This window comes from Pseudomonas sp. S3(2024), from assembly GCF_036861315.1.
Lineage (GTDB): Bacteria > Pseudomonadota > Gammaproteobacteria > Pseudomonadales > Pseudomonadaceae > Aquipseudomonas > Aquipseudomonas putida_A.
The window spans coordinates 50,807-63,817 of record NZ_JAZAQQ010000010.1; the positions used below are offsets into that span (position 1 = coordinate 50,807).

The following is a 13,011-nucleotide window of genomic DNA, read 5'->3' on the forward strand; positions in this document are numbered from 1 at the left end:
AGAGCCTAAGTGACCCGACTGGCCTTGAGCAGGACAGCAGGTCGTCTGTTGAGTAGGAACGAGGACAGTGAAATAAAATTTAGCGATGGCGGCTCAATGGGCATCCCATTGCTTGATGCGCAGACGGCAATGCTTCATCGCATTGACGATGTGTTTTTCCACCAGTGCCTTGGAAATTCCCAGCTGTTCGGCAATCTGCGGGTGCGACAGGCCTTCGATCTTGCGCAGCAGAAAACTGTCGCGGCACAGCGGCGACAATTCCGCCAGGGCGCGCTGGAGCATCTCCAGACGCTGGCCGTGATCGAGAGTGCCATGGGGCGACGGGGTGAAATAGCGCTCTTCGCTGTCGAGCACTTCCAGCGGCTCGACCTGACGCAAGGCGTTGCGCCGATGATCGTCGATCACCAGATTCAACGCGGTGCGATAGAGAAAGGCCCGCGGCTGCTCGATGGGCGTGTCGCTGGAACGCTCCAGAACCCGCACATAAGCGTCATGCACCACATCTTCGGCGACCTGACGGTTGCCGAGCTTGGCGTTCAGGAAACACACCAGCTCGCGATAGTAGTTTTCCAACATGACTCCCGGCCGCTTCGATGCGGATTCGATCCTTGAGCACACTGATCGACGGCCCGCGAACACGGGTAGCAAGATAGTGGCAACTGAGGTGCGTAATTTATAGTAATTCTCATATAGATTTAAAGTGGCGTTTGTCGTTGCCCGCTAAATAGTGCCGTTCCATACCTGTAACATCCTGTGTCTTCGCTTAAATTCCCCCGCGCATTCATCGTTTACAGGACAGCTCCCCGTGTCTGTCGCGCCCTGCGACAGCGTTCTGCGGCTGCGCGCTGTGGCGTGCAGCCGGACGACGGGCCGAATTCCACTGGCCGGAACCCTGCATGAAACGTCCCCGCCCCGCTCGACGCGCCCTGCTCGCAGTCCTTTGTCTGATTCCTGTTGTTGCCTACGCCGCGTGGCAAATCATGCCGCCGGGCCGCGAGCGCTTCGCCACCGTGCAAGTCAGCCGTGGCGACATCGAGAGCAGCGTCACCGCACTGGGCACCCTGCAACCGCGCCGTTATGTCGATGTCGGCGCGCAGGCCTCCGGGCAGATCCAGAAAATCCACGTCGAAGTCGGTGACGTGGTCAAGGAAGGTCAACTGCTGGTGGAAATCGATCCGTCCACGCAGAAGGCCAAACTCGACGCCGGACGCTTCTCCATCGAAAACCTCAAGGCGCAATTGCAGGAGCAGCGCGCCCAGCATGAGCTGGCGCGGCAGAAGTATCAGCGGCAGCAGCATCTCGTGGCCGGCGGCGCCACCCGTGAAGAAGACGTGCAAACCGCCCGCGCCGAACTGAAAGCCACTCAGGCCCGCGTCGACATGTTCCAGGCACAGATCCGCCAGGCCGAAGCGAGCCTGCGCAGCGATCAGGCCGAACTCGGCTACACGCGGATCTACGCGCCGATGGCCGGCACCGTGGTTGCCCTCGACGCCCGCGAAGGCCAGACCCTCAATGCGCAACAGCAGACGCCGCTGATCCTGCGCATCGCCAAACTGTCACCGATGACCGTGTGGGCCGAGGTTTCCGAGGCTGACATCGGTCACGTCAAACCGGGAATGACCGCCTACTTCACCACCCTCAGCGGCGGCCAGCGGCGCTGGAGCAGCACCGTGCGGCAGATTCTGCCGGTGCCGCCCAAGCCGCTGGACCAGACCAGCCAGGGCGGCGGCAGCCCGGCCAGCAGCAGCAAAAGCGGCAGCGCCCGCGTTGTGCTGTACACGGTTTTGCTCGACGTCGATAACGCCGACAACGCCTTGATGGCCGAGATGACCACTCAGGTGTTTTTCGTCGCCAATCAGGCCAAAGGCGTGCTCACCGCGCCGGTCGCCGCGTTGCAGGGCAGCACCACGGCCAACCTGCAAACCGCGCAGGTGGTGGCGGCCAACGGCGACATCCAGCAACGCGAGGTACGCACCGGCATCAGCGACCGGCTCAAGGTGCAGATTGTCGACGGCCTCAACGAAGGCGATCACCTGTTGATCGGCCCGGTCGACGGCAGCGGAGGCTGAATGCAAACGCCTCTGATCGATCTGCAGGACATTCGCAAATCCTACGGCGGCGGTGACGCGCCTGAAGTTCACGTGTTGCGCGGCATCGACCTGTCGATTCACGCTGGTGAATTCGTGGCGATTGTCGGCGCTTCCGGCTCCGGCAAATCGACCCTGATGAATATCCTCGGCTGCCTCGACCGGCCGACCTCCGGCGAGTATCGCTTTGCCGGGGAAAACGTCGCCGGCCTCGACAGCGACGAGCTGGCCTGGCTGCGCCGCGAAGCCTTTGGCTTTGTGTTCCAGGGCTATCACCTGATTCCGTCCGGCTCGGCCCAGGAAAACGTCGAGATGCCGGCGATCTATGCCGGCACCCCGGCCGCCGAGCGTCACGCCCGCGCCGCTGCCCTGCTCGACCGACTCGGCCTGGCCTCGCGCACCGGCAACCGCCCGCATCAGTTGTCCGGTGGCCAACAGCAACGGGTGTCGATTGCCCGGGCGTTGATGAATGGCGGCCACATCATCCTCGCCGACGAACCCACCGGCGCCCTCGACAGTCACAGCGGCAAAGAAGTGATGACGCTGCTCGATGAGCTGGCGAGCCAGGGCCACGTGGTGATCCTCATCACCCACGACCGCGAAGTTGCGGCCCGGGCCAAACGCATCATCGAAATACGCGACGGCCTGATCATCAGCGACAGCGCCCGCGACAATCCCCACGCCCAGACCAGCGCCAACCCCGGCGCCCTGCAAGCGGTGGATCTGCGCCAGCGTCTGGCCGACGGCGCCGAAGCCACCGGCGCCTGGAAAGGCGAACTGGTCGATGCCCTGCACGCCGCGTGGCGCGTGATGTGGATCAACCGCTTTCGCACCGCACTGACCCTGCTCGGGATCATCATCGGCGTGGCGTCGGTGGTGGTGATGCTGGCGGTCGGTGAAGGCAGCAAACGCCAGGTGATGGCGCAGATGGGCGCGTTCGGTTCGAACATTATTTACCTCAGCGGCTCGGCGCCCAACCCGCGCACGCCGCCGGGGATCATCACCCTCGACGATGTGCACGCGCTGGCCAGCCTGCCGCAAGTGCAGCGGATCATGCCGGTCAACGGCGCCGAGGCCGGCGTGCGGTACGGCAACGCCGACCACCTGAGTTACGTCGGCGGCAACGACACCAACTTCCCGGCGATCTTCAACTGGCCGGTGGTGCAAGGCAGTTACTTCACCGAGGCGGATGAGCAGAATGCTGCAGCCGTCGCGGTGATCGGCCACAAAGTCCGCAGCAAACTGCTCAAGGATGTGCCAAACCCGATCGGCCAATTCATCCTGATCGAGAATGTGCCGTTCCAGGTGGTCGGCGTGCTTGCGGAAAAAGGCGCCAGCTCCGGCGACTCCGACAGCGACAATCGCATCGCCATCCCCTATTCAGCGGCCAGCGTCCGGCTGTTCGGCACACGCAATCCGGAATACGTGGCCATTGCCGCCGCCGACGCGCGCAAGGTCAAGGACACCGAGCAGGCCATCGAGCAACTGATGCTGCGCCTGCACAACGGCAAGAAGGATTTCGAACTGACCAACAACGCCGCGATGATCCAGGCCGAAGCCCGCACCCAGAACACCCTGTCGCTGATGCTCGGCTCGATTGCCGCGATCTCGCTGCTGGTTGGCGGTATCGGCGTGATGAACATCATGCTCATGACCGTGCGCGAGCGGACTCGCGAAATCGGCATTCGCATGGCCACCGGCGCGCGTCAGCGCGACATCCTCCGGCAGTTCCTCACCGAAGCGGTGATGCTCTCGGTGGTCGGCGGCATTGCCGGGATCGCCCTGGCGCTGACCGTCGGTGGCGTGCTGATCCTCAGCGAAGTGGCCGTGGCCTTCTCCTTGATGGCGGTACTCGGCGCGTTCGGCTGCGCCCTGGTCACCGGTGTTGTCTTCGGCTTCATGCCTGCCCGCAAAGCTGCCCGGCTCGACCCGGTCACGGCCCTTACCAGTGAATGATCGATCTATGAAACCGCGCCTCAGCCTGTTGACCGTGTGCCTGATCCTCAGTGCCTGCGGCAGTCCCGTTCAACGCCCGTACAGTGGCGTGCAAACGCCAACTGCCTGGCAGTCGCCCCATGGCGCCAGCGTTGCCCGCAACAACCCGCAGTGGTGGACGCAATTTGGCAGCCCGGAACTGGATCGCCTGATCGAACAGGCTCGCGTCGGCAGTTTCGACCTCGCGGCCGCCGTCGCTCGAGTGCGTCAGGCGCAGGCGGGCACCGTCATCGCTGGCGGCTCACAGTTGCCGGAGGTCAAGGCCGGTCTGAATGCCAATCGGCAGAAACTGCTGCGCGGCAATGGCTACAGCCAACTCGATGCCAACAGCAGCAACAAGGCGGTGGACTATTTCGATACCAACCTGAGCGCCACCTACGAAATCGATTTCTGGGGCGGCAAACGCGCATCGCGCGACAGTGCGCAGTTCGCTCTGCAGGCCAGCGAATTCGACCGGGCGACGGTCGAGCTGACATTGCTCAGCGGCGTTGCCAGCACGTATGCGCAAACCTTGTCGCTACGCGAGCAGAGCCGCATCGCCGAACTCAATCTGGCCAACGCGCAAAGCGTGCTGAAACTGGTGCAGACGCGGTTTGATTCAGGCTCAGCCACCGCGCTGGAACTGGCGCAACAGAAGAGCCTGGTCGCCGCCCAGCAATGGCAATTGCCGCGCGTGCAACAGCAAGCCCAGGACGCGTTGATCAGCCTCGCCGCCCTGCTCGGCCGACCGGTGCAGCAACTGTCGGCAACAGAGTCCTTCGATCACCTGCAGTGGCCAGACATCGCCGCCGGCGTGCCCAGCGAGTTGCTCACGCATCGTCCGGACATCGCACGCGCCGAAGCACAGCTGGCCGCCGCCGAGGCAGACGTCAAAGTCGCTCGCGCGGCCATGTTGCCGGCACTGACCCTGACCGCCCAACTCGGCTCGGGCGCCAATCAGTTCGAGGATTTGATTCGCAACCCTTTCTACAACCTGACCGCCGGACTGGTCGCACCGATTTTCAATAACGGTCGCCTCGGCGCTGAACGCGACAAGGCCGCGGCGCGCCAGCAAGAGCTGCTGGAAACTTACCGTGGGGCGATCATCAACGGGTTTGCCGATGTGGAAAAAGCGCTCAATAGCATTCGCCGCCTGGATGAGCAGCGGTTGTGGCAGAACGAAGAACTGAATCAGGCGCAGACCGCATTCGACATCGCGCAGAGCCGTTACCAGGCTGGCGCTGAAGACTTGCTGACCGTGTTGGAAACCCAGCGCACGCTGTACGCGGCCCAGGATCAACATGCACAACTACGGCTGTCACGAGTGCAGGCGAGCATTGCGTTGTACAAGGCGTTGGGTGGGGGTTGGCAGGCCCGGTAATTGCAGCGTTTGACAGATTGCTTTCGCGAGCAAGCCCGCTCCCACATTTGAACGCGTTCCATCAGTAAGAATGCGTTCTCATGCAGGGGTCAGCCCGGACATTATTGTCTGACACATAACCCTGTGGGAGCGGGCTTGCTCGCGAAGAACGATAACGCAGCCCTCAAGTCGGGCTGGTTTTAGGCTTCAGATTGCGCGCATACCATGGCCGTTGCGGCACGCGGCGGAACAGGCCGGCGAGTTTTTCCTCGTCGGTGATGAAGGTGATGCGCAGCGCCAGCTTCATGGTTTCCGGATCCATCTCCACCGACTTGCCCATCTGCAATCCCGGCGTGGTGCTGCAGCCATGGGTGATCGGCCCGAGCCACGGGTCGTCGACTTCCACCCAGCGCCCCGGGGCAAACCATGGCACGCCATTGACCTGCAGCCGCGTGACTTCACCCGGATGGAAACGCTCATGGGCGCGGAACCAGTCCTCGATGCGATCATCGATCCAGCCATGGAAATGCCAGAACGTCGGGTTGACGTGGGACGAAAACGGATCGCCGAGGAAATCGTTCTCGGCGTTGTACCAGCGGGCCGCGAAGTCCGCCGGATCGCGGGCAAATGGCACCGGCTGACCGTTGGACGGATCGCGTGGCACGGAGGCCCAGCGCATGTGCAGCCAGTCATGCAGGCCCAACTCGACTTCGGAGCCGAACTGGCCGAGGGTAAGCCGGGCCAGATACGCCGGATCGCGGTACTGCGACTCCCAGACCTGAAAGTTGCTTTCGTAAGTCTCGGCAGTCTTGATGTCGCTGACCCACTGGCTGAATTCGTCATCACCCGCCGCTGTCCAGGTCGGCGGCAAGGCCGTGCCGTCGTGGTTGTCGAAATAGCGGGCGAAGCCGACGCGGTCGCGGATCAGCTCCGGCTGCGGCAGCGGGAAAAACGCCCAGGATGGCAATTCCTGCATCGAGCGCGCCGTCCCGAGCATGTGCCGGTGCATGAAGAAAAAGTCCACGCCCGAGCCATTGCGATCCTTGCGCGGGCCACGGGCATCGCGCTCCTTGTCGCGCGGGCCGGGCTGCCAGCCAATGCCGCGCAAGGCTTCGCGTTTGTCCTCGGGCAGTTTGTGCCACTTGTCCCGGGTCGCATGCCACAACTGGTGAAACAGGCGGTGCTCGGGAGAGATCAACCACGCCAGCAACGTCGGGTTGAGCGGCGTGCGCTCGCGCGCTTCGGGAAACAGCCGTTTGACGGCGACGAAGCGGTTGTCCTGTGCCGGCAAGGCCAGCGCTCGATCCAGGCGCAAAGCCTTGCCGCTGAGGGTGCCACTGCCGGCATTGCCGAAGTCGGCCCAGACCTCATCGAGGATCATCTCCAGCTCATAGCTGATCTGACCGTCAGCGCCGATCAGGCGCCAGCTCAGCTTCGCCGCATCGGCTTCCGCGAGGTCGCCCAGAATTCGATAACGCGGTATTTCAGCGGAACGCAGGCGCTCGGGCGTGTCGAGAAAACCGCACACGCCGCGACCCTTCTGGCCGATGTCGAGAAACACTTGCAGGCCCTTGAGCGGCAAGCCTTCGAGGCCGGCATCGGCACCTTCGAAACGGATATCCCACACCCCGCGCAACGCATTCGCCAGGCGCTGCCCGGCCATGTCCGCGACATCGAAAGACGCTTCGCCCGGGGTGATCGTCGGGTCCGGCTTCGTCCATTCACGATGCCCGAAATACGCCGCAGGCACGGCAGCGCCGGTCAGCGCCAGGCCCGCCATGAACCATCGTCGAGAAATCTTCATTGCCCTACCTGTGTCAGCCATGAAGCAGGCTTTATCCAAGCTAGAACGTTTGTTGCCCCGGCAAATTTAACGCGCCCGGCGATGATGAACCGTGGCGAGGGGATTCATCCCCGATGAGTTGCGAAGCAACTCCCACCCGACGCTGACGGCTACACCAGAAAGACAGCGCTGGCAGGCTTTGCGAGCGCTTCGCACTCGATCGGGGATAAATCCCCTCGCCACAGCACCAGGCTTAAATTTTGCCGCCAACCACTCGTTCTTCCCAGATAGCGAAGGCCCCCGCGCCTGCACCTCGATGGCGAACCTGACTGAGATGGCAATGACAAAACCACGTTCGAAAAAGGCTCTATTCATCGGCCTGCCGTTGGCCCTGGCGATCAGCGCCGGCGCAGGCTTTGCCGTGTGGCATCACTGGTTCAAGGACGACCTCGGCTACCCGGCCAAAGTCATGAAGCAGGCCGATGAGCTGCACGAACGCATGCTCTCTTTCGACAGCCATGTCAGCCTGACGCAAAATTTCGGCACCGACGGCCACGAAGCCGACAAGGACGGCGACGGCCAGTTCGACCTCGCCAAGGCCAACCGCGGGCGCCTGTCCGGCGCCGCCCTGACCATCTTCGGCTGGCCGGAAATGTGGAACGGCCCCAACGCCCCGCACAAGCCGACACCCGGCTTCGTCGACGAGGCGCGCAACCAGCAGGAAATCCGCTTCAAGATCATCTCCGGGATGGTTCGCGACTACCCCAATCAGGTGGCCATCGCCTACACCCCCGATGACTTCCGGCGCTTGCACGGCGAAGGCAAATTCGCGATTTTCATCAGCATGCTCAACGCCTACCCGCTGGGCCACGACCTCAACCTGCTGGACCTGTGGACCGCGCGCGGCATGCGCATGTTCGGTTTCAGCTACATCGGCAACAACGACTGGGCGGATTCGTCGCGGCCGCTGCCATTTCTCAATGATTCGCCGGACGCCCTCGACGGTCTCTCGGATCTGGGCAAACAAGCGGTCAAGCGCCTCAACGATCTGGGTGTGATCATCGACGTCTCGCAAATGTCGACCAAGGCCCTCGAACAAGTTGCGCAGCTCAGCCGCACACCGTTGGTGGCCTCGCATTCGGCACCGCGTGCGATGGTCGACATTCCGCGCAACCTCAGCGACAAGGAAATGCAGCTGATCAAAAACAGCGGCGGCGTGGTGCAGATCGTCGCGTTCTCGCAGTACCTGCGTCCGCTCACCCAGCACACCCAGGACAAGCTCAACGAGATGCGCAAGGACTTCGACCTGCCGCCGCTGCCGAGCCTGGCGATGGCGCTGATGCCCGGCGACCCGATCATTGCGGCGTGGTCCGAGCAGAAGTTCGGCCAGTACGCCAGTCGCCTCTACGGCATCCTCGAAGAAGAACCGAAAGCCAGCCTCAAGGATCTGGGTGACGCCATCGATTACGCGGTGCGCAAGATCGGCATCGACCATGTCGGCATCAGCTCCGACTTCAACGAAGGTGGTGGCGTCAAAGGCTTCGAGAACGTCGGCGAAATCCGCAACGTCACCGCCGAGCTGATCTCGCGTGGCTACTCCGAAGCGGACATCGCCAAGCTCTGGGGCGGCAACTTCCTGCGGGTCTGGGATCAGGTCGAGAAAGCCGCGAAACCGGCACTGGCCGCTGCGCCGGGAACTGCCAAGCCATGAGCAATCGTCGTGAGTTCTTGAAGCAGGCGGGGATTCTCGCGGCGGCGCTGCCACTGGGCGCGAGCCTGCCGAATGTCGCCGGTGCCGCGAGCGCCGCGCCCGTGACCGGCAACAAGTGGACGCGGTTGCAGCAGCTGTTCGATCAGGATCCGGCGTATCTGCACTTCTCCAACTTCCTGATCACCTCGCACCCGAAACCGGTGCGCGAGGCGATTGAGCGGCACCGCGCCGCCCTCGACAAAAATCCCGGACTGGCCATGGATTGGGACCTCGGCGTGATCGAACAGCGCGAAGAGAACGTCCGCGTCTGGGCCGGTCGCTATCTGCAAACCGACGCCAAACAGATCGCCCTGACCGGCAGCACCACCGAAGGTCTGGCGATGATTTACGGCGGCGTGCACGTGCGCCCCGATCAGGAAATCCTCACCACCGAGCACGAGCACTACGCGACCCACACTATCCTCGCCCTGCGTAGCGAACGCGACGGCACCCGGGTGCGCAAAATTCGTCTGTTCAAGGATTCGTACAGCGCGACCAAAGCCGAAATCCTTGCTGCCATCGACGGCGCCATCCGCCCCGAAACCCGGGTGCTGGGCATGTGCTGGGTGCATTCGGGCAGCGGCATGAAACTGCCCATCGGTGAAATCGGCGCCATCGTCGACCAGCACAACCGCGGTCGCAGCGACGCCGACCGCATCGTTTACGTGGTCGATGGGGTACATGGCTTCGGCGTGGACAACCTGAACTTCGCGCAGATGAACTGCGACTTCTTCATCGCCGGCACCCACAAGTGGATGTTCGGCCCACGTGGCACCGGCATCGTCTGCAGCCGCTTCGCCGAGGTCAGGTACATCACCCCGATCATTCCGACGTTCTCCGAAGCCACGGCGTTTTCCACCACCATGACGCCCGGCGGATACCACTCGTTCGAGCACCGCTGGGCGCTGGACGAAGCGTTCAAATTGCATCTTGAGCTGGGCAAGGCCGAGGTCGAGGCGCGCATTCACGCGCTCAACAGCTACCTGAAACAACGCCTGCAGCAGCGTCCGCAGATCGAACTGGTGACGCCACTGAGCCCCGAACTGTCCGCCGGTTTCACCTTCTTCCGGGTCAAGGGCAAGGACAGCGACAAGATCGCCGCGCACCTGATGGCCAACCGCGTGGTGGCCGATGCCGTGCACCGTGACGTCGGCCCGGTGATCCGTACCGCACCGGGGCTGCTCAACGACGAAGAGCAAATCGACCGCTTGCTGGCCGTGCTCGACCAGGCCCTGTGAATCCGGGCGATCCCTTTTTTCTTTTAGCGAGACTCGCAATGAACAGTGAACTGCGTCGATTTTCCTTGAAGGCGCTGCCGGCGCTGATGCTCACCGCCCTCGCCGCCGGCCTGCTGCCGGGTGCCGTGCAGGCCGCAACCCCGCCTGCGCCGGGCAAGGTGTTCAAGGACTGCAAGGACTGCCCGGAAATGGTCGTGCTGCCCACCGGCACGTTCACCATGGGCACCCCGGAGGATGAGGTCGGCCGCGAGCCGGATGAAGGGCCGCTGCACCCGGTGACGTTTGCCAAACCGCTGGCGATCAGCCGTTTCCAGATTCTGCGCGGCGAGTGGGACGCCTACCTCAAGGACAGCGGCTACAAGATGCCCGACGGCGACACGCGCCCCGGTCGCGCGTGCAAGGCCGGGATCCCGGATTATCAGGGCAGCGACCCGCGCAAGCAGTACACCGACAAGCACCCGGCGGTGTGCATGGATTTCCCGGAGGTCGAAGCTTACGTGGCCTGGCTGTCGAAGAAGACCGGCCAGCAATACCGGCTGGTCAGCGAATCGCTGCGTGAATACGCCGCCCGCGCCGGCAGCACCGGGCCGTTCCCTTTCCCGTTTGACGAAGGCAAGGAATACAGCATCGCCAAACACGCCAACACCTATGGCGCCGCCGATGGCTACAACTTCACCGCGCCGGCCGGCAGCTTCCCGGCCAATGCCTTCGGCGTCTACGACATGCACGGCAATATTTATGAGTGGACCGCCGATTGCTACAACGAGAACTACGTCGGCGCGCCAAGCGATGGCAGTGCCTGGTTAAGCGGCAAGTGCGACGTGCGGCGCATCCGTGGCAACGACTGGGGCGAGGCCCCGGTGTTCTCGCGTTCAGGCAACCGCAACGCCACCTACACCGACACCCGTGGCGACTGGATCGGCTTCCGGGTCGCCCGCGATCTGTAACGCCATCGCCCGGCTAAATTAGCCGTCCTGCCAGTCGTTCTACAGGTGGGCGCGATCCTCCATGGCGCGCCCACCGCCCTCTACGTCATCCAGGCGAACCGCCCGAGCAGTGCCGGTGTTCGCCGCTCCTTCAAGCAGGGAACCTCCATGAGCAAACCAACACGCGGGGTGATCAATGAATTGTTCGCCCTGCTCAAACCCTTTCGACTGATCGTCAGTGTGTCGATCCTGCTCGGCATGGTCGGTGGCCTGAGCGTCACCGCGCTGCTGGCGACCATCAACAACGTGCTGCACGCCGAGGGCGCACTGACCAGCACGATGGTCGCGGTGTTCGCCGGCCTGTGCCTGCTGGCGCTGACCAGCTCGATCTTTTCCGACATCGGCACCAATTTCGTCGGCCAGCACATCATCGCCAAATTGCGCAAAGAGCTGGGCGAGAAAGTCCTCTCGGCGCCGATTGCGCAGATCGAGCGCTATCGCAGCCATCGGCTGATTCCGGTGCTGACCCACGACGTCGACACCATCAGCGACTTCGCTTTCGCCTTTGCGCCGCTGGCGATTTCCCTGACCGTGACCCTCGGTTGCATGGGCTACCTGGCGATGTTGTCGTGGCCGATGTTCCTGATGATGGCGGTGGCGATCCTGATCGGCACGGTCATTCAGTACATCGCACGGGGGCGCGGCATGCAGGGATTCCTCAAGGCCCGCGACTACGAAGACGAGTTGCAGAAGCACTACCACGCTGTCGCCGAGGGCGCCAAGGAACTGCGCATCCACCGCCCGCGCCGGCATCGCATGTTCGTCTCGGGCATCGAAGGCACGGCCGACAAGATCTGCGCAACGCAGGTGCGTTCGGTGAACATTTTCGTGGTCGCCAAGACCTTGGGTTCGATGCTGTTCTTCGTGGTGATCGGCTTGGCGCTGGGCCTGCAATCGCTGTGGCCGAGCGCCGACAAAGCGGTGATGAGCGGCTTCGTGCTGGTGCTGCTGTACATGAAAGGGCCGCTGGAACACATCATTGGCACCTTGCCGATCGTCAGTCGCGCGCAAATCGCGTTCCGCCGGATCGCCGATCTGTCCGAGCAATTCTCCTCGCCCGAGCCGCACCTGCTGCTCAGCGACCAGGGCCATCAAAAGACCCCGGTGCACAGCCTGGAGCTGAACGATGTCTCGTACAGTTTCCCGACGGTAGAAGGCGCCAAGCCGTTCCGGTTGGGGCCGGTGAACCTGAAAATCGAACAGGGCGACATCATTTTCATCGTCGGCGAAAACGGCTGCGGCAAGACCACGCTGATCAAGTTGCTGCTGGGCCTGTACGCGCCACAGCAAGGCGAAATCCGCCTCAATCAGCAGCTCGTCGATGCCGCCAACCGCGACGATTACCGCCAGTTGTTCACCACGATCTTCGCCGACTATTACCTGTTCGACGACGTGGTTCAGGGCGACACCCATATCCCGGAAGACGCCAACCAATACCTGGAGCGCCTGGAAATTGCGCACAAGGTCAGTGTGCGTGACGGCTCGTTCACCACCACCGACCTGTCCACCGGCCAGCGCAAGCGTCTGGCCCTGATCAACGCCTGGCTGGAAGAGCGTCCGGTGCTGGTGTTCGACGAGTGGGCCGCCGATCAGGACCCGACCTTCCGGCGGATTTTCTACACCGAGCTGCTGCCGGACCTGAAGCGTCTGGGCAAGACCATCATCGTCATTTCCCACGACGATCGTTACTTCGATGTAGCAGACCAACTGGTGCGCATGAGCGCCGGCAAAGTGGTCACTGAGCTGCAACCCGCCTGACTGTGAAAAATTTGTAAAAAAATTGCGTTGAGCTTTCCGGTTTTCGGAAGGCTCAACGTCTTACTAACAGTTAAT

General features: G+C 62.9%; 9 protein-coding genes. 7 read left to right on the forward strand and 2 right to left on the reverse strand.

Features of this window, described 5'->3' with window-relative positions; translation table 11 throughout:
• Positions 1–93: 93 nt before the first annotated feature.
• Positions 94–576 (reverse strand): sigma-70 family RNA polymerase sigma factor, encoded by a 483-nt coding sequence (locus VLA07_RS22580; RefSeq protein ID WP_027614027.1) that lies wholly within the window; start codon positions 574–576, stop codon positions 94–96.
• Between the two features lie 320 nt (positions 577–896).
• Here VLA07_RS22580 and VLA07_RS22585 point away from each other — a divergent pair, with 320 nt between their 5' ends.
• From VLA07_RS22585 to VLA07_RS22595, 3 genes are read left to right on the forward strand one after another with little or no spacing between them, the layout of a single operon-like run.
• Positions 897–2,069, forward strand: a complete 1,173-nt coding sequence (locus VLA07_RS22585) for an efflux RND transporter periplasmic adaptor subunit (protein ID WP_333991434.1) — start codon at positions 897–899, stop codon at positions 2,067–2,069.
• Entirely contained in the window at positions 2,070–4,043 is a 1,974-nt protein-coding gene (locus VLA07_RS22590) for a MacB family efflux pump subunit (RefSeq protein ID WP_333991435.1), read from the forward strand.
• Positions 4,044–4,050: 7 nt separating this feature from the next.
• On the forward strand, positions 4,051–5,442 hold the full coding sequence (locus VLA07_RS22595; RefSeq protein WP_333991436.1) for an efflux transporter outer membrane subunit: 1,392 nt from the start codon (positions 4,051–4,053) through the stop codon (positions 5,440–5,442).
• Positions 5,443–5,605: 163 nt separating this feature from the next.
• On the opposite strand, the gene pvdP is transcribed toward VLA07_RS22595, so the two are convergent.
• Complete coding sequence (gene pvdP / locus VLA07_RS22600) at positions 5,606–7,225, reverse strand: pyoverdine maturation tyrosinase PvdP (RefSeq protein WP_333991438.1); 1,620 nt, start codon at positions 7,223–7,225, stop codon at positions 5,606–5,608.
• A gap of 319 nt (positions 7,226–7,544) precedes the next feature.
• Between pvdP and pvdM the strand changes: the two genes are divergently transcribed.
• From pvdM to VLA07_RS22620, 4 genes are all read left to right on the forward strand, one after another.
• On the forward strand, positions 7,545–8,915 hold the full coding sequence (gene pvdM, locus VLA07_RS22605) for a pyoverdine-tailoring dipeptidase-like protein PvdM (protein WP_333991440.1): 1,371 nt from the start codon (positions 7,545–7,547) through the stop codon (positions 8,913–8,915).
• Positions 8,912–10,192: a pyoverdine-tailoring periplasmic protein PvdN gene (pvdN, locus tag VLA07_RS22610; protein ID WP_333991442.1), complete on the forward strand. Its 1,281-nt coding sequence runs from the start codon at positions 8,912–8,914 to the stop codon at positions 10,190–10,192. Before pvdM ends, pvdN begins: the two co-directional genes overlap by 4 nt.
• A gap of 38 nt (positions 10,193–10,230) precedes the next feature.
• The gene (gene pvdO / locus VLA07_RS22615; protein ID WP_333991444.1) at positions 10,231–11,139 is read left to right on the forward strand and encodes a dihydropyoverdine dehydrogenase; all 909 of its coding nucleotides are present in this window, start codon (positions 10,231–10,233) and stop codon (positions 11,137–11,139) included.
• 147 nt (positions 11,140–11,286) lie between these two features.
• Positions 11,287–12,936 carry a cyclic peptide export ABC transporter gene (locus tag VLA07_RS22620; protein ID WP_333991446.1) on the forward strand — a complete coding sequence of 550 codons (1,650 nt, stop codon included), beginning with the start codon at positions 11,287–11,289 and terminating at the stop codon, positions 12,934–12,936.
• Positions 12,937–13,011: the final 75 nt, after the last annotated feature.